At 72.5% G+C, this 20,467-nt stretch carries 16 protein-coding genes; 8 read left to right on the top strand and 8 right to left on the bottom strand.

The features are described 5' to 3' along the window. Nucleotides 1-330 precede the first annotated feature (330 nt). Nucleotides 331-813, top strand: coding sequence for a DedA family protein (locus tag ACWGJ2_RS23825; RefSeq protein WP_453348217.1), 483 nt, complete (start codon nucleotides 331-333; stop codon nucleotides 811-813). Nucleotides 814-862: 49 nt separating this feature from the next. Here the strand turns inward: ACWGJ2_RS23825 and ACWGJ2_RS23820 are convergent, their stop codons facing one another. The 5 genes from ACWGJ2_RS23820 to ACWGJ2_RS23800 are packed head-to-tail and all read right to left on the bottom strand — an operon-like array spanning nucleotide 863 to nucleotide 7,037. Then, nucleotides 863-1,945, bottom strand: coding sequence for a beta-ketoacyl-ACP synthase 3 (locus ACWGJ2_RS23820; RefSeq protein WP_453348216.1), 1,083 nt, complete (start codon nucleotides 1,943-1,945; stop codon nucleotides 863-865). A gap of 57 nt (nucleotides 1,946-2,002) precedes the next feature. Beyond that, nucleotides 2,003-2,848: an SDR family NAD(P)-dependent oxidoreductase gene (locus ACWGJ2_RS23815; RefSeq protein ID WP_453348215.1), complete on the bottom strand. Its 846-nt coding sequence runs from the start codon at nucleotides 2,846-2,848 to the stop codon at nucleotides 2,003-2,005. A 14-nt stretch (nucleotides 2,849-2,862) separates the two neighbouring features. Further along, nucleotides 2,863-4,065: a 3-oxoacyl-ACP synthase III family protein gene (locus ACWGJ2_RS23810; RefSeq protein ID WP_453348214.1), complete on the bottom strand. Its 1,203-nt coding sequence runs from the start codon at nucleotides 4,063-4,065 to the stop codon at nucleotides 2,863-2,865. Continuing rightward, entirely contained in the window at nucleotides 4,062-6,017 is a 1,956-nt protein-coding gene (locus ACWGJ2_RS23805) for an acyl-CoA dehydrogenase family protein (RefSeq protein ID WP_453348213.1), read from the bottom strand. Before ACWGJ2_RS23805 ends, ACWGJ2_RS23810 begins: the two co-directional genes overlap by 4 nt. A 3-nt stretch (nucleotides 6,018-6,020) precedes the next feature. Further along, on the bottom strand, nucleotides 6,021-7,037 hold the full coding sequence (locus tag ACWGJ2_RS23800) for an acyltransferase domain-containing protein (RefSeq protein WP_453348212.1): 1,017 nt from the start codon (nucleotides 7,035-7,037) through the stop codon (nucleotides 6,021-6,023). A gap of 630 nt (nucleotides 7,038-7,667) precedes the next feature. On the opposite strand from ACWGJ2_RS23800, the gene ACWGJ2_RS23795 reads away from it, so the two are divergent. Then, complete coding sequence (locus ACWGJ2_RS23795) at nucleotides 7,668-9,044, top strand: family 2 encapsulin nanocompartment cargo protein terpene cyclase (protein WP_453348211.1); 1,377 nt, start codon at nucleotides 7,668-7,670, stop codon at nucleotides 9,042-9,044. A gap of 14 nt (nucleotides 9,045-9,058) precedes the next feature. After that, entirely contained in the window at nucleotides 9,059-9,997 is a 939-nt protein-coding gene (locus ACWGJ2_RS23790) for a geranyl diphosphate 2-C-methyltransferase (protein ID WP_453348210.1), read from the top strand. 103 nt (nucleotides 9,998-10,100) lie between these two features. Here the strand turns inward: ACWGJ2_RS23790 and ACWGJ2_RS23785 are convergent, their stop codons facing one another. Further along, nucleotides 10,101-10,757, bottom strand: a complete 657-nt coding sequence (locus ACWGJ2_RS23785; RefSeq protein WP_453348209.1) for a maleylpyruvate isomerase N-terminal domain-containing protein — start codon at nucleotides 10,755-10,757, stop codon at nucleotides 10,101-10,103. A 100-nt stretch (nucleotides 10,758-10,857) separates the two neighbouring features. Further along, nucleotides 10,858-11,313 carry a DUF5997 family protein gene (locus ACWGJ2_RS23780; RefSeq protein ID WP_453348208.1) on the bottom strand — a complete coding sequence of 152 codons (456 nt, stop codon included), beginning with the start codon at nucleotides 11,311-11,313 and terminating at the stop codon, nucleotides 10,858-10,860. Between the two features lie 57 nt (nucleotides 11,314-11,370). On the opposite strand from ACWGJ2_RS23780, the gene ACWGJ2_RS23775 reads away from it, so the two are divergent. Both ACWGJ2_RS23775 and ACWGJ2_RS23770 read left to right on the top strand, forming a co-directional pair. Further along, nucleotides 11,371-12,171: a LysR substrate-binding domain-containing protein gene (locus ACWGJ2_RS23775; RefSeq protein WP_453348207.1), complete on the top strand. Its 801-nt coding sequence runs from the start codon at nucleotides 11,371-11,373 to the stop codon at nucleotides 12,169-12,171. Between the two features lie 227 nt (nucleotides 12,172-12,398). Beyond that, the gene (locus ACWGJ2_RS23770; protein WP_453348206.1) at nucleotides 12,399-14,669 is read left to right on the top strand and encodes an Ig-like domain-containing protein; all 2,271 of its coding nucleotides are present in this window, start codon (nucleotides 12,399-12,401) and stop codon (nucleotides 14,667-14,669) included. 54 nt (nucleotides 14,670-14,723) lie between these two features. Here the strand turns inward: ACWGJ2_RS23770 and ACWGJ2_RS23765 are convergent, their stop codons facing one another. Then, nucleotides 14,724-15,458, bottom strand: coding sequence for an HAD family hydrolase (locus ACWGJ2_RS23765; protein ID WP_453348205.1), 735 nt, complete (start codon nucleotides 15,456-15,458; stop codon nucleotides 14,724-14,726). 208 nt (nucleotides 15,459-15,666) lie between these two features. Between ACWGJ2_RS23765 and ACWGJ2_RS23760 the strand changes: the two genes are divergently transcribed. The 3 genes from ACWGJ2_RS23760 (at nucleotide 15,667) to ACWGJ2_RS23750 (ending at nucleotide 20,432) form a co-directional block, all read left to right on the top strand. After that, the gene (locus ACWGJ2_RS23760) at nucleotides 15,667-17,286 is read left to right on the top strand and encodes a glycosyl hydrolase (RefSeq protein WP_453348204.1); all 1,620 of its coding nucleotides are present in this window, start codon (nucleotides 15,667-15,669) and stop codon (nucleotides 17,284-17,286) included. Nucleotides 17,287-17,595: 309 nt separating this feature from the next. Next, nucleotides 17,596-19,107 (top strand): FUSC family protein, encoded by a 1,512-nt coding sequence (locus ACWGJ2_RS23755; protein ID WP_453348203.1) that lies wholly within the window; start codon nucleotides 17,596-17,598, stop codon nucleotides 19,105-19,107. 224 nt (nucleotides 19,108-19,331) lie between these two features. Then, nucleotides 19,332-20,432, top strand: coding sequence for a lactonase family protein (locus ACWGJ2_RS23750; protein ID WP_453348283.1), 1,101 nt, complete (start codon nucleotides 19,332-19,334; stop codon nucleotides 20,430-20,432). The last annotated feature ends 35 nt before the right edge of the window (nucleotides 20,433-20,467 follow it).

Here is a 20,467-nt window from a genome sequence, read left to right as displayed (position 1 = left end):
GACCGGGGCACTCGACGGCCACGGATTCCGCACCGGCGGAGCGGCCCCCTCGCCAGGCCATACGCGCGTTCGGTTAGGTTACCCTTGCTGGGCCGGGTGCCGTCGGTGAGAGACCATGCCCGGGTCAGGCCACGGCGGTACGCCGCTCCGGCACGCACGCGGAGCGGGTCCGGCGGAAGCAGGCCCGCAGGTGAGAGAGGGAGACCAGGCTCGTGCCCGTCGAAGGCCCGCTGTGCCGAGAACCGCGAACCCGGGTGACGGGGGAAGCGGGGCGCGGCCCGGTCCCGAGGGCGGGGGCCCGGACGCGGACGCGGACGAGGGCGAGGCGTCGTGGATAAGGTCGCACTCGCGGCGGCCGGTCTCTACGTCATCGTGCTGCTGCGTGCCGGAGGCACGTTCGCCGTCGGATGGCTCGCCGGTGCCGGTGCCAGGCGCGGCAGGTTCTCCGAGCGCGTCTCTTCGCCGAAGTTCCAGCGCGCCGAGCGGGCGATCCAGCGGTGGGGCGCGCCCGTGGTGGCCGTCTCCTTCCTGACCGTCGGTTTCCAGACCGCCGCCAACTTCCTCGCGGGCAGCATGCGCATGCCCCTCTCGCGCTACCTCCCCGCACTGTTCGTGGGCGGCGCGGCGTGGGCGCTGGTGTACGCGACCGCCGGGATCGGCATCCTTGAAACCCTCGCGAGGCTGTTCGCCGAGCGGACGGCGCTCGGCGTGGCCGGGGTCGCGGTCGTGCTCGTCGCGGTGTGCGGCGCGGTGCTGTACCGGCGCAGGAAGGCCGCCCCGGTCTCCCGCGAGGCGGCGCCCGAGGAGTCCTGAGACCGCGACGGTGCCGGCGGCGTCACGTCGTCATCTCCGCTGCGGGATCCTACTTTCGCTGCGGGGTCCTCCAGCACGGGGTGACGATCTCGTGGGCGGTCTCGGGCTCCCGGCTCACCGGTGTGGCCGAGGGCCAGGAGGCGGCGACGGAGCCCCAGGTCAGCCCGCCGCCGAACGCGGTCAGCAGGGTGCGGGCGCCGGGGCGTACGACCTCCTGGCGCGCGGTGTGGGCCAGGGCCAGCGGAATGGAGGCACCGGCCGTGTTGCCGACGTCCTTGATGTTGCCGAAGCGGTAGTGCGGCGGAATGCCGACACGTTCCGCGACCGAGTCGAGGATGCGCTGGTTGGCCTGGTGCCCGATGAAGGCTTCGACGCTCTCGGGCGCCCAGCCGACCTCCTCCAGCACTGCCCGCGACGACTGGGTCATGTGGCGCACGGCCTGCCCGTACACCTCCCGGCCGCGCATCTGGAAGTAGCGCGTACCGCGATCGAGCCGCGGTGAGGTGTCGGGGACCCGGGAGCCGCCCGCCGCTATGGAGATCAGGTCGGTGCCGGAGCCGTCCGAGCCGAGGTCCTCGGCCAGCACGGCCCCGGGCTCTGCCGGGTCGCCCGCGCGGAGCACGGCGGCACCGGCCCCGTCGCCGAAGACGATCGCGGTGTCCCGGTCCAGCGGGTCCACGATGCTGGAGTACACCTCGGCGCCGATGACCAGCGGGCGCTCGCAGACGCCGCTCAGCAGTAGTCCGCGTGCCACCGTCAGCCCGTAGACGAAGCCGGAGCACACCGCGGCCAGGTCGAAGGCGGGTGCCGGGCCGAGCCCCAGCCGGTGGGCGACGTGCGGGGCCGTGGCGGGGCAGCGGCGGTCAGGTGTGGTGGTCGCGAGCAGCACCAGGTCCGCCTCGCGCGCACCGGCAGACTCCAGCGCGGCCCGGCCCGCGGCCACCGCCAGGTCTCCGGTGCTCGTGCCCTTGGCGGCGCGGCGTCGGCGGGCGATGCCCGTACGCCGTCGGATCCACGCGTCGGTGGTGTCGAGCACTCCGCGCCGCACCACTTCCTCGTTCGGCAGCACGCGCCGCGGAAGACTGGAGCCGAGGCCCTGGATCACCGCGGTCCGTCGGGGTCGGTCGGTCATCTCGTGTGCCCTCTCTTTCCTTTCCTTCCGGTCTTTCCTGTCCTTCCGGACCGGCTCTCAGGCGGCGGCGGAGGAGGGGGGAGGGGGCTTGGGGATACCGGCCAGGCCGCCGTCGGGGACCGATACACCGCCGTCCAGGGCCAGTGCGGTGCCGGTCAGATAGGAGGAGGCGGGGGAGGTGAGGAAGAGGGCGGCCCGCGCCACCTCCTCGGGCTCCGCCCAGCGCCCCATGGGGACATGGCTCATCAGCCACTCGGAGACGGGCGCCGCGTCTTCGAAGGGCGCGGTCAGGTCGGTGCGCGTCCATCCCGCGCACAGCGCGTTGACACGGATGCCCTGCCGCGCCCAGCCGACGCCGAGGCTGCGGGCGAGGGAGACCTGCGCCGCCTTGGAGGCGGCGTACGCCTCCATGGTGGGGGAGCCGATCAGGCCGGAGGTGGAGGAGAGCAGCACGACCGCGGCGCGGGGCGAGTCGACGAGGTAGCGGTGCGCCTGACGGCAGAGCGCGGCCGAGGCGTTCAGGTTGACGGTCAGGACGGTGTTCCAGTCCTCCTGCTCGGTGTCCTGAAGCGGCGCCAGGATGGGGCTTCCGTCGGGGAGGGTGGGCAGCACTCCCGCGCAGTGGACGACGGTGTCGAGCCCGCCGAGCGTCTCTGCGGCCCGGGTCACCACCTCCGCAGCGGCCTCCGGGACGCTGAAGTCACCGGCCAGGGGGAAGGCGTCGCGCCCTGTGCGGGCGATCTGCTCCGCCGTCCCCTTGAGCGCTTCGGTGCTGCGCGCCGCGATGGCCACGTCGGCCCCGGCTTCGGCGAGCGCCAGGGCGATCGCCTGCCCGATGCCCCGGGAGGCACCGGTCACCAGGGCGCGCGCCCCGTCGAGCCGGAAGGAATCGAGTGTGTTCACGGAAGGCTCCTTCTTCATGCGAGGTGGGAGGAGGTGTGCGGGGGTGGTGCGGGGTCGGCGTCGGCGTGTGTGACGTCGGTGTGTCCCGGTCCCGCGTCGGTGCGTCGCGCGCCGGTGTGTGCGACGTCGGTGTGTCCCGGCTCCGCTTCGGTGCGTCGCGCGCCGGTGTGTCCGACGCGGATGGCGGAGGCGCCGCTCCAGGTCAGCAGCGCGCTGCCCCAGGTGACACCCGCCCCGAAGACGGCGAGCAGCACGCGTCCGCCGGGCGCGAGCAGCCCGCGGCTCGCCGCCGTGGCCAGCGCGTAGGGCGCCGAGGCGGCGCCGATGTTGCCGACCTCGTCACCGACGATGACCTGCCGCTCGGCCGGAATGCCCAGGTTCTCCCCGATACCGCGCAGCAGCACGGGGTTGGGCTGGTGGGTGACGAAGGCGTCGATGTCGCTCAGGTCCAGCCGGTGCCGCGCGAGCATCTCGTGCAGCATCCGCGGAAAGATGTCGACGATGAAGTCGCGTACCGCCCGCCCGTCCATGGAGATCATGTGCTGGTTGGTGGCCAGGCTCTCCGGTGTGGCGGGCACGCGGCTGCCACCGGCCGGGATGAGGACGTGGTGCGCCTTGGTGCCGTCGGAGCCGAGGGTGATCTCCTCGAAGCCGCCCGTCCGGGGCACACCACCGGTCTGCGGTACGGGGCCGAGGATGGTGGCCGCCGCGCCGTCCGCGAACAGCAGGGCGGTGCCGCGGTCGTGCGGGTCGAGGAACTTCGAGTACGCCTCGACGCCCACGACCGCCGCGTAGTGTGCGCGCCGCTCGCCGCACAGCCAGTCCCGCGCGACGCGGGCGGCGAAGAGCCAGCCCGAACATGCGGCACCCACATCGAGTGCCACGGCGTTGCGCGCGCCGATGAGTGCCTGGACACGGCAGGCGGTTGACGGTCCCAGCTCGTCGGGGGTGGAGGTGGCGACGACCACGAGGTCGAGCTGGTCCGCGTCGATCCCGGCGGCCGCCGCGGCCGAACGGACGGCTGCCGCCGCCAGATCGGAGGCCGCCTCGCCCTCGGCGGCGACGTGCCGGTTGGACACCCCGGTCCGCTCGGCGATCCAGTCCGGTGTCACGCCCAGGGCGTGCGCCACCTCGTCGTTGCCGCGGCGCCGGCGTGGCAGATAGGTGCCCGTTCCCAGGACACCGATGCGTGCTGCCTCGCTCCGTTCCGGGTTCATGCCGCACCTCCCCGATGCCAGCCCAGCGATCCGGCGAGCGCCTCGGCGTACTTGGGCCTCCCCAGCGGCGCGGTGCCGCTCCGCTCCGGCGGGGCCATGGCCGCCTCCAGCAGCGGCAGATGGGACCGGACCCGGTCGCACAGCCGGTCCCGTACCTGGGCCAGTGAACGGACCGTCTCGGGGGTGAGCACACCGGACGCCAGCAGCGCACCGGCCTGTCGGCCCGCCTGGAGCGTGCCGTACAGGGCGGCCAACGGCTCCAGCGCGGCGCGCAGTTCGGGTGAGCCGACGTCGGCGAGTGTGCGGGCGACGGCGGTCGCGGCGAGCTGGTCGGCGTGGGCCTCGCCCAGTTCCCTGGCGTGCTCCAGCAGCGGATTCCACAGCTCGAACGCGCTGAGCCCGAGCTTCTCGCGGTCCTTCAGCTCGTGGTGCAGCCGCGTGGTGAGGTCGTGTTCCAGGGCGGCCGCGACGGCGGGCCACCAGTCCGGTGAGTCCACGGGCTCCGTCACGGGGGAGCCGGACACCCCTCGCCCGGACGGTGGCTGTTCCGGCGGCGGTTGTTCGGCCAGGGAGCGGCCGGTGTCCAGCATGATCAGCCGGTTGTCGCCGCCCGCACTGACGAAGGAGTGCGCGAAGCCGCGGTATCCGGGCAGGCCGTTGATCTCCAGGAAGCCGCCCAGGCCGCTGCGGTGCTGGCACTCCGCGGTCACCCGCGCGGCGCCGTCCACCGCCAGGACCTTGTGCACCGCCAGGGCCGCGTCGACCGAGGCCCAGGGTGCGAAGGCGCTCTCCGCGCCCGCGCCCGTGGCGGTGCGGTGCGGGTCCTCCATGGTCCGTAACCACATCTCGCGCGCCGCGTTGCCCGCGCAGGTCAGCGCGAAGGACTCGGCCAACGCGCCCAACAGCGCGTGCTGTTGGGGACGGTAGGCCAGTACGGGGGAACCGGGCGCCAGGCGTCCGTGACTGCTCCGGTGCGCGGCGTGGCGCAGCGCCCGTACGGCGCAGGTGCGGGCCATGGCCGCCATCGCCGTGGGCAGCGTGCCCCACAGCGTCCGGCCCACGTGCAACGTGCGCTGGTGACGTGCCTCGGGGGAGGGGAGCGGGTCGTGGAAGACACCTTCGGCGTCGATCGTCGCGCCGTCGCCCAGCCACCGCTCGTACGGCAGCCGCACACCGTCGAACCGCACCAGCGCGCTGCTGACGGGGAGGTCGCGCACCGCGAGCACGTCGGACAGTTCCACTCCGGGCGCGGGGCCCGACGCGTCACTGAGGTCGACGAGGAAGGAGAACACACCACGGTCGGTGCCCCCGGCCAGCAGGCGGGCGACCACGACGGCGCTCTGAGGAGTGCGGGTGCGGCCGACGCCGGAGAACTTCGCCGCGCCGGAGTCCGGTGTCCGGAGCACGAACTCCCTTCGCGTCGGGTCGAATTCGGCCGTGGTGCGCGGACACAGGTGGCTGCCCGCCTCGCCGATCTCCGTCACGAGGTAGGTGCCCTTGGTGCGCCCCGCGCCCAGGTCCTCCACCTCGGAAGCGAGCGCGGCGGGGTCGGCGGACAGGGACAGCACCGAGTTGAGGCACAGGACGTAGTGGTTGATGACGGCCATGCACAGGACCGGGTCCGCGAGGGCCACCTGCTCGTTCAGCGTCACCAGGGCCTCGGGGTTCTCGCACAGTTCCCACGGTGAGGGCAGAGCCTGGGCCAGGGCACGTAGTTGACGGTGCGTCAGAGACGGCTTCGTGTCAGCGGCGCCGGAGGGCTCGGAGGCGTCGGCGGCCAGTGCCTCGGCGAGCCGTTCCCGTAGCCGGGGCGGGCCCGTGCCGTCGATGATGCGGTGCAGTTCGGCGAGGGCGTCAGACGGGGCAGTCGCGTCGGCCGTGTCAGTCGTGTCAGTCGCGTCGGAAACCTCGGAGACGTCAGAGGTGTCAGCGGCGCCGGGGAAAGGGGGCATCGGTCAGCTCCGGGGGAGGTGAGGTTTCTGGGTGTCGCCCGCGCGCCACCGCCGCCTCGTGGCCTCGTCGCCCCAGGGGAAGTCGGGCGTGGCGAGCGGGGCGTGGGCCTCGGCACGGCCAGGGCCCAGCGCGCGGCGTGTGCTGTGGGTGAGCGCCGAGCCGGTGCCCGCCTCCAGGAACAGAGTGGAGGCGGAGACGGCCGCGCCGTCGAGCACGCCCGGCAGCCGCACGGGATCGGTGAGGCACGCGGACAGCCCGGCGGCGAAGTCGTCCGAGGCGGTGTAGGCGCGCCCCAGGACGGCGGAGTGGACGGGAAGGCGCGCGGGATGGTGCGGCACCTCCCGCACGGCGGCGGCGAAGGTGTCCGCGGCCTGCGACAGCGACGGGTGGTGGGAGAGGAACGGCAGCTTCAGCCGGGCGGTCGGCACACCGGCGTCGGCGGCGGCCTGCTCCACCCGCTCCAGCAGCGGTACGGGCCCGCTCAGGACCGTCTCCTCGGGGTCGTTGACGCAGGCGATCACCAGATGCGGTGAACCGACCTCCCGCAGCAGGGACCGCGCGCTGCTCTCTCCTCCGGCCAGCAGCGTCATGCCGCCCTCGCAGGACGAGAGGCACTGGGCCAGCCGACAGGCGATCCTGGCGCCGTCGGCCACCTCGAAGACCCCGGCGGCGGTGAGCGCGGCGATCTCGCCGAAGCTCACGCCCACCAGACGGTCCGCGCGCAGCCCGACACCGCACAGGGTGCGGTGCACGGCCATCGACGCGCCGAACAGGGCGAGTTGGGAAGAGCCGACGGGGCCGTGGGCGAGGTCGCGCCCGGTGGGTGGCCGCTCGCTCAGCAGCGCGGGCCCCAACGGCGGGATCCCGGACTCGGCCCCCGCCCTGTCCACCTCCGCGAACGTCTCGGCGACGGCCATGCGCACGGGGACATGTTCCCGTACGGCACGCACCAAGGGGCTCACGGCGAAATCCCCTTGGCCGGGAAAGGTGTGGACGATCTGCCGTGTCACGCGCGGCATGTGCTCCGACGGTGCTGACGTCGCGGTGTGCACTCGGGCTCCTTCCGGTATCAGCGCACCACTGACGCGGTCACTGCGGTCACCGCCGCTGCTTGCTGTGGTGCGAGGGCGCGGAACTCCGGCGAAGGTGCTGCCATCGGCCGCCGCGCCTCGTCTCTCCGCGCCGCCGAGGTCCGCCTCTCGGTCAAGAGGGCCGCCTCCCAGTTAACGGGCGGACGGTGCCGCCGCGGGTCGCCCAAAGGGGCAGGGCCTGTTGAATGGGGTGAAGCGTGGCGCGTCGCGAATCCGGCGCGGGTCCCGTGTCCGTTCCGGACTCCGGGGGGAGTGGGCGCGAGGTGACGGCGCTCCGGGCAGGTGTGCCGGGCGTGCCGGGTGTCAAACATCGCGGGGGCAGGTCGTCCGAATGTCGTCGGGTACCTGGATAAACACGTCGGGACGCGAGACCACCGCATCGGAGTAACTGGGGCGGCCTCTGCGGACGCACCGGGCGCACCGGCCGTTTACTGGTTTCCGGGATCCGAGCGGATTTCCCGATGTTCACCCCTGCCACGACGGCCCGGACCTGCCCGGATCCCGGACGAGCACGCCCAGGATCCGGGACACCCGGCCCACCTCACCAAGGAGTCACGGATGCCCGAGCCCGGGTCTTCCCCGCCGCCGTCGAGCCTGCCCGTCGCCGAGGCCCGGGCACCCGCCGTCGCACCGGCGGCAGGTGGCACCCTGCCCGGCCCACCCCCCGTTCCCGGCCTGCCCGCCGCCCCTGGTCCGCCCTCCGTACCCGACCCACCGCCCGCTCCCGATTCCCCGCCCGTTCCCGACCCGCCCTCCCCTTCCACCCCACGCTCCGGTGCCGAGGCGGGGCGAACCAGCCACGCGCTGGACCGGATCCTGCGGGGTCCCAGCGGTCTGGGCACGGCGAGCCTGCACCCGTCCCGGCGCGAAGAACTTCCGGCCTCCCCGGACACGTCGAACTCCCCGGACTCGGAGGAAGAGTGTGCCGAGGAGCCGGACTCCGGGCCGCCTGGCGTGGGCGACCCGGTCCCGGGCCTCTACTACCACCCGGTGGCCGAGCCCGACCCCGTGCGCGTGGAGGAGGTGAGCCGCAGGATCAAGGCATGGGCCGTCGACGAGGTCCAGGCGTTCCCTCCCGAGTGGGAGGACCAGTTCGACGGCTTCTCCGTCGGCCGCTACATGGTCGCCTGCCACCCGGAAGCGCCCACCGTCGACCATCTGATGATCGCCACGCGGATGATGGTCGCCGAGAACGCGGTCGACGACTGCTACTGCGAGGACCACGGCGGGTCACCCATCGGACTCGGCAGCCGCCTGCTGCTGGCGCACACCGCTCTCGACCCGCTGCACACGACGAAGGAGTACGAACCGGAGTGGCAGGAGTCGCTCCAGTCGGACGCGCCCCGGCGTGCCTACCGCTCCGCCATGGAGTACTTCCTCCAGGAGGCCACACCCTCCCAGGCCGACCGCTTCCGGCACGACATGGCCCGGCTGCACCTGGGATACCTCGCGGAGGCCGCGTGGGCCCAGACGGAGCACATGCCGGAGGTGTGGGAGTACCTGGCGATGCGTCAGTTCAACAACTTCCGCCCCTGTCCCACCATCACCGACACCGTCGACGGCTACGAACTCCCCGCCGACCTGCACGCACGGCCCGCCATGCAGCGGGTCATCGCACTGGCCTGCAACGCGACCACCATCGTCAACGACCTGTACTCGTACACGAAGGAACTCAAGAGCCCCGGCCGGCATCTGAACCTGCCCGTGGTGCTCTCCGAACGTGAGGGCCTCTCCGAACGGGAGGGCTATCTCAAGGCGATCCAGGTCCACAACGACCTCATGCACGCTTTCGAGGCCGAGGCCGCAGCGCTGGCCACCTCCTGCCCCGTCCCGAACGTGCTGCGCTTCCTGCGGGGAGTGGCCGTATGGGTCGACGGCAACCACTACTGGCACCAGACCAACACCTATCGATACAGCCTGCCCGATTTCTGGTAAGGACGGACTTATCTGTGACCAGCACCGAGCTCACCCCCATGAACGGCTCCTCCGCGTTCGTCCCCGCCCCCGCCTCCGCACCGGATCACACCCCCGGCCCCGCTTCCGCGTCCGCCTCCGCTCCCGAGTCGCCCTATCAGGGTGACATCGCCCGTTACTGGGACCAGGAAGCCAGGCCCGTGAACCTGCGCCTCGGCGACGTCGACGGGCTCTACCACCACCACTACGGCATCGGCGACGTCGACCACGCCGCCCTCGGCAACCCCGACGATGAAACGTACGAGAAGCGGCTCATCGCCGAGCTGCACCGCCTGGAGTCGGCGCAGGCCGAACTGCTTCTCGACCACCTCGGCCCGGTCGGGCGCGAGGACACACTCGTCGACGCGGGCTGCGGCCGCGGCGGTTCGATGGTCATGGCCCATCAGCGGTTCGGATGCCATGTGCAGGGTGTCACCCTCTCGGCCAAGCAGGCCGATTTCGCCAACCGGCGCGCCCGTGAACTGGGCATCGAGAGCCATGTCCACGCCCGCGTCTGCAACATGCTCAACACGCCCTTCGCGACGGGTCAGGCGAGGGCCTCGTGGAACAACGAGTCGACCATGTACGTCGATCTGCACGACCTCTTCGCCGAGCACTCCCGCGTCCTCGCGGTGGGCGGCCGTTATGTGACCATCACCGGCTGCTGGAACCCCCGGTACGGGCAGCCCTCGAAGTGGGTCTCACAGATCAACGCGCACTTCGAGTGCAACATCCACTCCCGCCGCGAGTATCTGCGGGCCATGGCCGACAATCGTCTCGTACCGCAGGCCGTCGTCGACCTCACCCCCGCCACCCTCCCGTACTGGGAGCTGCGGGCCACGTCCTCGCTGGTCACCGGCATCGAGGAGGCGTTCATCAACTCCTACAAGGACGGCTCTTTCCAGTACGTCCTGATCGCGGCCGACCGCGTGTGACCACGTGACCCGTGTGACCGTGTGACACCGCACTGACCGACCGGAAGGGCCGGTGCCGTCCCCTGGGCCGGGGCGACGGCACCGGCCCTTCCGTCGCCTTCCGTCAGCCGAGGACGAACGGGAGCCGTGAGGCCAGCCCGCCCAGCTCGGCCCGCTCCGCGCCGGTGGGGGCACGTCGTCCGGTGCCGGTCAGCAGGACGTCCGCGTCGGAGAACGATGCGGGGAACCCGGCTCCCGCGATCCCCTCCAGCATCTCGCGGGAGCGGGCGAGCCCCGCCGTGGGCGGTGGTGCGATGTGCGGGAGATGCGCGATCAGGTCGAGGTGGTGGAGCGTCCACTCCATGACGTACGTGGAGAGGTAGTCGCTCACGGTCAGCACCTCGTCGCGGGTGCCGACCCACTGTGCGGGGTCGGCGAGCGCGGCGGTGCGGCCCGCGGCGGAGCCGACGTCGTCGAGGTGGAAGGTGAGCAGCCGGGGGTCCTCGTACGCGGCGGCCAGCCGGACGGTCAGCGCGTCGAGCGGGTCGTCACCGGTCGGTGGTGTGCCGGTGACGTCCCAGTAGGTGAGCGCGTCGCGGGTGGGTGCCGTGTCGGCGGGGGTCGCCAGCGTGATCAGGACGTCCTGCGCGTCGATGACCAGATGGCACACCAGATCGCGCACGAGCCAGCCCGCACAGCCGGAGGGGCGTGCGAAGTCCTCGTCCGTGAGCGTGGCGACCGCCGCGCGCAACGCCGCCCAGGAGTGCGAGAAGAGATCCACCCCGGCAACGTAGTGCGGTGCCGCGACGGCAGCCAACCGCATTTCGTGCGGCGTCCCGACGTGCGGCGTCCGACGTGCGGTGCCCGACGTGAGGCGGAGGTCAGGAACGCGGGCGGCGGGGCTTCCGCGCCGCTCCGGTCTGCTCCGCCTCCGTCTGCTCCTTCTCCTCCTGCTCCTTCGCCTTCTTCTCCTTGAGCTGCTTGAGGCGCGCCCCTTCCTTCTTGACCTCGGCCTGGGTGGCGCGCTCCTTCTCCAGCCACTCCGGCGGGTCCGCCTTCAGCGCGTCGATCTGCTCCGTGGTGAGCGGCTCGGTGACTCCGCCGCGCGCGAGGCCCGCGATGGAGACGCCCAGCTTCGACGCGACGACGGGGCGCGGGTGCGGGCCGTCGCGGCGCAGGTCACGCAGCCACTCGGGCGGGTCGGACTGGAGTGCGTTCAGCTCGTCGCGCGAGACGACACCCTCCTGGAACTCGGCGGGGGTGGCTTCGAGGTACACACCCAGCTTCTTCGCCGCGGTCGCGGGCTTCATGGTCTGGGTGGTCTTGTGCGACGTCATAGGGCAAGGGTATCGATCGTGTGAGGTGTCTCCGACCACGGCCGGTAACCTGGCGGAGTGACAGACTCCGACGCGTCCCCCTCGTTCCGGCTCGCCTACGTCCCGGGGGTGACACCCACCAAGTGGGTGCGGATCTGGAACGAGCGCATCCCCGACGTCCCGCTGACCCTCGTTCCCGTGTCCGCGGCCGACGCGTGCGATCTGCTGCGGTCCCGCGGCGCGGACGCGGGCTTCGTACGGCTCCCGGCCGACAGGACGGACCTCAGCGCGATCCCCCTCTACACCGAGACGACGGTGGTCGTCGTCCCGAAGGACCACCTCGTGACAGCGGCCGACGAGGTGTCCACCGAGGAGCTGGCCGACGAGATCGTGCTGCACCCCCTCGACGACGTCCTCGACTGGGAGCGGCTGCCCGGGCGGCCCGCGATCGAGCGCCCCGCCACGACGGCGGACGCCATCGAGCTGGTGGCCGCGGGGGTGGGCGTCCTCGTCGTCCCGCAGTCGCTCGCCCGGCTCCACCACCGCAAGGACCTCACCTATCGGACGGTCTCTGACGCGCCCACCTCGCGCGTCGCCCTCTCGTGGCCGGAGGAAGCGACCACCGACCAGGTCGAGGACTTCATCGGGATCGTGCGCGGGCGGACCGTCAACAGCACACGTGGCCGCGCCCAGCCGCAGCCGCAGGACAAGACCAAGGGCAAGGGCAAGGGTGCCGAGAAGGGCGGCGGCGCACGGCGTACGTCCTCGGCGGGGAAGCCGGTGAAGCAGACGAAGCCGTCGGCGGGCAGGCCGGGCGCGCGGCGCGGCTCCGGCGGCGCGCAGGGCGGCAAGGGCCGCAAGCCCCGCCGCCGCTCGTAGCACCCGACCCGGGCCCCGGCCCCGGCCTTGACCCGTAGTCCTCCCCGCGCACCGCTTCCGCTCCCATCCTCCGGCTGCCAATGTCAGGAAATCGCCTTGTTCCTGCGCCGATGGGAGAAAGAACAGTGACTGGTTCGTTCCTGCGGGGGTTAGCCCCCTTCCGCTCGTTCCGAAGACCCACCGCCCGCCCCCGCACCGCCCTCACCGCCGCCCTCGCGGTGTGCGCGATGACCGGGCTCGCGCTGGGAGCCCCGGGCCCCGCACAGGCCGACACGACGTTCTCCGCGAAGATCGACTTCGGTACGGCCACCACCGTGCCCGTGACCGGCCACACCCTCGACTACGGGCAGCCGTACGCGGCCCGTACCGGCCCCCACCAGGGCAGCGGGCTGACGTACGGCTGGGTGGGCATGGACAGTGCCACGCCGCTGGACCTGACGGGCAACGGCCGCGACCGTGGCAGCGCCGAACCCGACCGGCTGCTGGCCACCTTCATGCACATGCAGCTCCCCGCGTCCTCCCCCGGCGTCAAGACGCCGGGCCGCTGGGAGATCGCCGTGCCCGACGGCACCTACGCGGTCACCGTCGCCGTCGGTGACCGTACGAGCCTGGACAGCGCGCACGCGATCCAGGTCGAGGACCAGAACGCGGTCGACGGGTTCGTCCCCACGGACAGCGGCAGGTACCAGACCCGGACCGTCCAGCCGACGGTGTCCGACGGCAGGCTCACCCTCAGCCCGCGCGGCGGCACCAACACAAAGCTCGCCTACGTCTCCATCGCGCCCGTGACGGGCGCCGACACCCGCCCCGCCGTGCGCGCCGTGACTCCCGCCAACACCGCGTCCGGGGTGCCACCCACGAACAGTGTCGTCGCGGATCTGCGGCTGACCGGCGCCGGAGTGGACGCGTCCACCCTGTCCGGCGGCACCGTCACCCTGAAGGAGTCGGTGACCGGGACCGCCGTCGCCGCCCACGTGGTCACCAGCGGCGGCGGTGACGTCATCAATGTGTCGCCGACCGCCGGGCTGAAACCCGGCACCCGCTACCGGCTCTCCGTGACGAGCGGCGTCAAAGACCTGGAGGGCAGGGCGTTCCTCCCCTGGAGTTCGGTGTTCACCACCGGGTCGGCCGGGGGCGGGGGTTCCGTCGCGTTCGAGAAGGCGGCCAGCGGCGCCACCGGCAGGAGCTTCACGTCGGTGCTGAAGGGTCCGGACGGCAAGCTGTACGCGGCCACGCTCGACGGCTACGTCATGCGCTGGACCATCGCCTCCGACGGCACCCTCGGCAACGCGCAGACGATCTCCACCGTCCGCACCGACGCCACGGCGCGGAAGCTGCCAGGCGCCCCGAACCGCACCATCATCGGCATGGCCTTCGACCCCGCTTCGACGGCCGCAGAGCCGGTGCTGTGGATCACCTCCAACACGATGTATCCCGGCGGCACACCCAACGAGCCGGACTGGTCCAGCAGCATCGCCAAGCTCAGCGGCCCTGACTTGGGCACGTACACCGAGGTCGTCAGCCATCTGCCGCGCTCCGTGAAGGACCACGAGACCAACTCCCTCGCCTTCGGGCCCGACGGCGCCCTCTACGTCAGCCAGGGCGCCAACAACGCCATGGGCGCCGCCGATCCCGTGTGGGGCAACCGGCCGGAGCGGCTGCTCAGCGCGGCCGTCCTGCGGCTGGATCCGGCCGAGCTGCCCGCCTCGGGCCCGCTGGACGTGCGCACCGAGAGCCCCGGCAGCTACGACCCCTTCGCGGCGAACGCCCCGCTGACCCTGTACGCCACCGGGGTCCGCAACGCCTTCGACCTCGTGTGGCACAGCAACGGGCACCTCTACACGCCCACCAACGGCTCGGCCGCCGGGGGCAACACACCCGCGACGCCTTCACCGCTGCCCGCCTCCTGCACACGCAGGACGGACGTGGCTGCCGGCGGCGCCTACACCGGGCCGAGCGTGCCCGCGCTCACCGGCGTCGGTACGGCGGAGACCGACTACGTCTTCGACGTGAAGAAGAACCGCTACTACGGGCACCCCAACCCGTCCCGCTGCGAATGGGTACTGGCCGGGGGCAATCCGACAGCGGGCACCGACCCGTTCGAGGTCACCGGTTACCCGACGGGCACACGGGCCGACCGCAACCTGGACCTGAGCGGCATGTACGACGCGGGGCTGCACGCCTCGGCGAACGGTGTCGTCGAGTACCGGGGCGACGCCTTCGGCGGCGCGCTCAAGGGCAAGCTGCTCGTCGTCCGCTACAGCAGCGGCCAGGACATCGAGATCTTCGGCGTCGACACACAGGGCAGACTCTCGGCCCCGACAGTGGGCACCACGGGCCTCACCGGCTTCCAGCAGCCGCTCGACGTCACGGAGGACACCACGAAGGGCAACCTGTACGTCACCGAACTGGGCGCCTCCAGGATCACGTTGCTGAGGCCGAAGGCGACATCGGCATCATCGCCGGAGCCGCCCCAGTCAGGTGGGCGGGGGGAGTAGGGGAGCGGAGGGCGGGACGCGGGGCCCGCGCGGGTCCCGCGTCCGACACCGTGGTTAGGCCCCGGCGGCCGACGTGTGCGTGTCCGCGCCCGTGCCTGTGCCCGTGATCCAGTCGTACGCCCGTCGTGCGTCGAACTCGCCCTGTCCGCCGGGGAACAGCAGCCCCGCCGACGCGAACGCGGGGTCGTCCACCGTGTCCCGCACATAGGGGACGGCGACGCACCGCATCCCCGCGCGGCGTGCCGCCTCGGCTCCGGGCGGGGCGTCCTCCAGGGTCACGCAGTCCGCGGGCCGCGTGCCGAGGCGACGTGCCGCCTCCAGGAAGACGTCCGGCTCCGGCTTGCCGCGGCCCACCTCCTCGGCCGAGACATGGACGGTGAGCAGCGCGTCGAGCCCCGTACCTGCCAGCACCGCCTCGATGGCCGCGCGCGAGGAGCCCGAGGCGACGGCCATCGGGTGTCCGGCCGTGTGCAGCAGTCCGACGAGTTCGCGCATCCCCGGGAAGACCTCGGTGCCCGCGCGGGCCAGCTCCAGATACGCGTGGTTCTTCTCGGCGAGGAGGGTGTCCACCGGCGCGTCGATGCCGTGCTCCTCGCGCAGCGTGGCCAGGGTCTCCCGGGTGCCGATCCCGATGAAGCGGGTGTGGTCCTCCCAGGTGAAGCCGCCGACACCGTGCCGCGCGAGGACGCGGCGACCGGCCTCGTAGTAGTTGGGCTCGCTGTCGACCAGTGTGCCGTCGAGATCGAAGATGACCGCGGGGAGGACCGTGCGGGAGGGGGAGTGGTTCATGGTGTCCAGGGTGCCAAGGGGGCGGGGGGAGGTGGCAGCAGGGGCGGGTGTGGTGGCGGGCGAGGCAGGGGGGGTGGTCGAGGTTGGTGGTTGTTGGTGTGAACCGTTGGCTGTGCGCATCCGTCGTGCGTGCGCAGACGATTCTTCACCCGAGAGGCGTGTTTCTGTGCGTGTGAGACCTATTCCATCACTTAGCTCACTGAGATCGATGCGGCTGTTCCGACCCCTCCTGCTCGCTTTCGTCCTCGTCGTCGTCGGTGTGTCCGCCGTGGCCACGACACAGTTCTGGGGCTCCGACAAGGGGACCGAACAGATGGCCTCCGCCTCGGCGGCGGCCGAGAACGGCGAGCACACCGTCACCTTCCGCAACGAGACCCAGGAGCGGCTCTGGGTCGGCTCCGGGGTCAACGCCGACGGCTCGCAGGAGCTGACGGGGCTGCCGGTGCTGGAGCCGGGCAAGTCGGCCACCGTCACCATCCCCGAGCACTCGGACGCGGGACACTGGCGCGGCAAGTTCTTCGCCCGCCAGGGATGCAGCGGGGAGGAGGGCAGCACGTTCTACTGCGAGGTGGGCGACTGCGGCCCGTACGCGGACCACTGCACCACGGGCGAGCAGCCCGTCAGCCTCGCCGAGTTCAACTTCGACCCGAAGGACTCCTCGGCTCCCTGGTACAACATCAGCTACGTGAACGCGGTCTCGACGCCGGTCACCATCACGCCCGACGGGGTGAAGCCGCCGGAGAACGGCGGGGAGTGCGCCTCGGTTGGCTGCCCCACGGACCTGCTCTCGGCCTGCCCGCCGGAGAACCTCACGAAGTCGAAGAGTTCGGGCAAGCCGATGGTGTGCGTCAACCCGAACCGGGACGCGAAGACCGCCTACAGCGAGGCGCTGACCAAGCAGTGCCCCACCGCCTACTCGTGGTCCAAGCACGACGCCGAGGCGGGCAACCAGGTGATGCGTCAGTGCAGCACCTGCAAGAGCCTGACCGTCACCTTCCACGGCACCGGCGGCTCCTCCGAGAAGCCAGACCCCAAGCCGGAGCCGACGCCCGAGCCGACCCCCGGTGACGACGACAAGCCCGCCCCCGGCGACCCGGCGACCACGCAGGGCAAGGGCGTGGCCCTCAACCCCGTCGAAGGCGCAGCGGAGGCGCTGAAGGACTCCGGCGCCACCTGGTACCACAACTGGACCTCCACCAGCGGCGGCCTCACCCCGCCGGAGGGCGTCGAGTACGTGCCCACCATCTGGGGCCCCGGCTCGGTCACCGAGGACGAGCTGACCAAGGCCAAGCAGGAGGGCAAGCACCTTCTCTCCTTCAACGAGCCCGACCAGCCCACCCAGTCCAACATCACGCCCGAGAAGGCCCTGGAACTGTGGCCCAAGCTGGAGAAGACCGGCCTGAAGCTGGGTGCCCCCGCCGTGTCCGGTGACGCCGACAAGGCGGGCGGCTGGCTGGACCGCTTCATGAAGGGCGCCGAGGAGCGCAACCTGCGCGTCGACTTCATCCCGGTGCACTGGTACGGCTCCGACTTCGGCCCCGAGGCCACCGACCACCTCGCGGGCTATCTGAAGCGGGTCCACGAGAAGTACAAGAAGCCGGTCTGGCTGACCGAGTACGCCCTCACCGACTTCACCAAGGACAAGCCCCGCTACCCGAGTGAGAAGGAGCAGACCGCCTTCCTCACCTCGTCGACGAAGATGCTCGGGGACCTGGACTTCGTGGAGCGCTACGCGTGGTCGGCGCTCTCCAAGCAGACCAGCCCGACCGGTCTCTACGACGGCGCCACCGTGAACGAGAGCGGCAAGATCTACCGCGACGCGGGCTGACCGGCCCACTTTTCCGCTACGTCGCAGCCTGGGCTCACCGTGTCCTCCGGGACACGGTGAGCCCTCGGTGTTTGTGGAGGCCGACGGAGAACAGCGGTGCGGTGATCGACGGCTGTTGAGCGAGTGGACGCGGGCGTTTATCTTTGCCGTATCCATCCAGTTGTGGCGCCGCAGCGCCGGACGGCGACGAAGCCGTACGGTCCGCGGTGCCTTCGCTGTGTCTCCGCGCCGACCACCACCCCCGGACGGCCATGGGACGCCGCGTGCCATCGCAAGGGGGCGGCAACCGCCGTGAAAAGCGTGAAGAGCGTGCAGAGAACGTTCGTGGCTCCGGACCCGGGGCTCGTGAGGCTGCGGAACTCGCTCCGCGCGGTCATCGGCATCGCCGCCGCCGTCGCCGTGTCCGAACTGTGCGGGCTCTCGCTCACCGCGTCGATCACCGGAGGGCTCGCGGCACTGCTCGCGCTCTTCACCGTCACCGACGCGACCGTCCGTGACCAGCGGATCACCACGGCGCTGCTGCCCGTCGCGGGATTCCCCGTACTGGCGCTCGCCACCGCCCTGCACGGCACACTCGCGGCCCGCGACCTCGCCTTCCTGGCCGTCGTCTTCGCCGGGGTCTACGCACGCCGCTGGGGCCCGCGCGGGCACGCGCTCGGGATCTTCGGGTTCATGAGCTTCTTCGCCACGCAGTTCCTGCACGCGCTCCCCGCCCAGTTGCCCGAGCTGTACGCCGCCGTCGGCGTGTCCCTCCTCGTGGCCGGTACGACGCGCTTCGTGCTGTGGCCCATCGAGCGCCGCACCCCGCCCGCCGCGGCCCCGCCCATGCTCCCCGGCACCGCGCTGGCGCGGCCCACCACCCGGCAGGCGTTCCAGGCCACCGCCGCCTGTGCGCTCGCGCTCGTCGTCGGGCAGGTGCTCTCCGAGGACCGCTGGTACTGGGCCGTCGGCACCGTCTGGTGGATCTTCGTCAACACCGCCTCGCGCGGCGAGACCCTGGTCCGCGGCTTCCGACGGGTCCTGGGCACGCTGATCGGTGTCGTCCTCGGTGCACTCGTCGCCGTCCCGCTGCACGGCGCGCCCGCGCCGACGGCGGCCCTGGTCGCGGTGTGCGTCTTCGGGATCTTCTACACCGCCGCCGTCTCGTACTCCTGGATGACGCTGTCGGTGACGGTGCTGGCCAGCTCGCTGTACGGCCTGCTGGGCGTGCTGGATCCCGGCCTCCTGGTGCTCAGGCTCGCGGAGACGGGCGTGGGCGCGGTGGGTGCGGCGCTGGCCGTCGTCCTCGTCCTGCCGGTCACCACGCACGCCACGAACGACGCCTGGATCCAGCGGGCGCTGCACTGTGTGCACGCCGCCACCGCCCAGGCGACGTCGCGGCTCGCCGGTGACCCCCTGAGCGACCCGACCCCGCACGCCGCCGAACTGGAGATCCTTCTCGGCCGGGTACGGATGGCCCTCGCGCCGCTGGTGCACCCCCTGGCGCCCTTCCCGGCCCGCAAGGCACGGGCCCGGCAGGTGATCGGGCTGCTCGACGACTGCGCGCGGGAGGTGCGGGGGCTGGTGTCGGCCGCCGCGGATCCGGTCGCGTCGCACGACGCCCGGCTGATGGCCGCGTGCCGCCGCGTCGAGGCCGCGGTGGAGACGCTCACCGTCAGCAGGGCCGCACACGGCCGCGCTGCGACCGCCGCGCAGCAGGCGCCCCACAGGGAGGAGGCCGAGTCCCCGGCCCTCCTGCATCTGCGCGGGCTGGAGAAGACCCTGTCCGAGCTGGCGGCGCCGCTCGGGTCCTCCTCGCGCTCGGGGCTGGTCGGTCCCTGAGCCCTGAGCCCTGAGCCCTGCGCTCGGGGCTCAGGGGCGGAGATCGCCGCGTACGGGGCGCTGCTACCGTCGCCGGGATCACACCCCGGGCGAGAGGACGCACAGCGGTGAGCGACACGAGCGGCGCGAGTGACGTGGACGGCGTGGACGGCGCGCGGGACGTGGGGGACGGGGAGGCGGCGGCGGGACCGGCCGTCGGAGCCCGGACAGCGCGACGGGGGGACATGCACACCGCGCACGCGTACCTCGGCTCGTTCACCTCGGCGGGCGGCAACGGCATCACGACCGCCTCCGCCGACCCCGTCACCGGCGAGCTGACCGCGCTGCACCACACCGGTTCCGCGGTCGCCGACCCCTCGTACCTCGCGCTCGGCGCCGGTGTCCTGTACGCGGTCAGCGAGACGGAGGAGGGCGCCGCCGCGGCGTTCTCCCTCGCGCGGCCGGAGCGGCCCGCACTCCTCGGCGGGCCCGTGCCCGTACGGGGCGCGGGGCCCACGCACCTCGCGCCGGCCGGCGGGCGGCTCTTCACCGCCAACTACACCTCGGGCAGCGTCAGCGCGCTGCCCGTACGCGCGGACGGCAGCCTCGGCGGCCGGGCGCACGTGCGGCGGCACGAGGGCCGGGGGCCGGTCGCGGAGCGGCAGGAGGGCCCGCACGCACACGCGGTGGCGCCCGACCCGTCGGGGCGCTGGCTGCTCGCGGTGGACCTGGGCACCGACTCCGTACACGTCTACGACCTCCGGGACCCGGGCCTGGACGGTGAGGGGCCGCTCCCGCACCGCGAGGCCCCGCACCACGAGGTCCCGCACCGCGAGGTCCCGCTGCGCGCGGGCACCGGGCCGCGCCATCTGGCGTTCCATCCCGGCGGCGCTCGCGCCTACGTCATCAACGAGCTGGCACCGACCGTGACCACCTGCCGCTGGAACGCGGCCGACGGCTCACTGGAACCCCTGCGCGAGACCGCGCTCCTGCCCGCCGAGCCGACGGGGGACGCCCCGGCCTACCCCTCGGCGCTCGCGCTCTCGGCCGACGGCCGCTTCGCCTGGGCAGCGGTCCGTGGACGTGACCACATCGCGGTGCTGGCGCTCGGCGCGGACGGCGACGGCATGGAGCTGGTCACCACCGTGCCGTGCGGCGGGCACTGGCCGCGTGACCTGGCGCTGCACCCGTCGGGACGCTGGCTGTACGTGGCCAACGAGCGCTCGGGCGACATCGCCTGGTTCACCCTCGACCCCGCCTCCGGAACACCGGCCTACGCGGGTTCGCTCCCGGCCCCCGCCGCCTCCTGCGTCGTCTTCGCGCCCGGCGCCCCCGAAGGAAGCTGAGCCGGCCCGGTCGGGAACCCGGAACCGCGAAGAGG

It is taken from the genome of Streptomyces sp. NPDC054796 (assembly GCF_053611545.1).
Note: the sequence above shows the minus strand (reverse complement) of the source record. Positions and strands in the feature narration are given on the sequence as shown.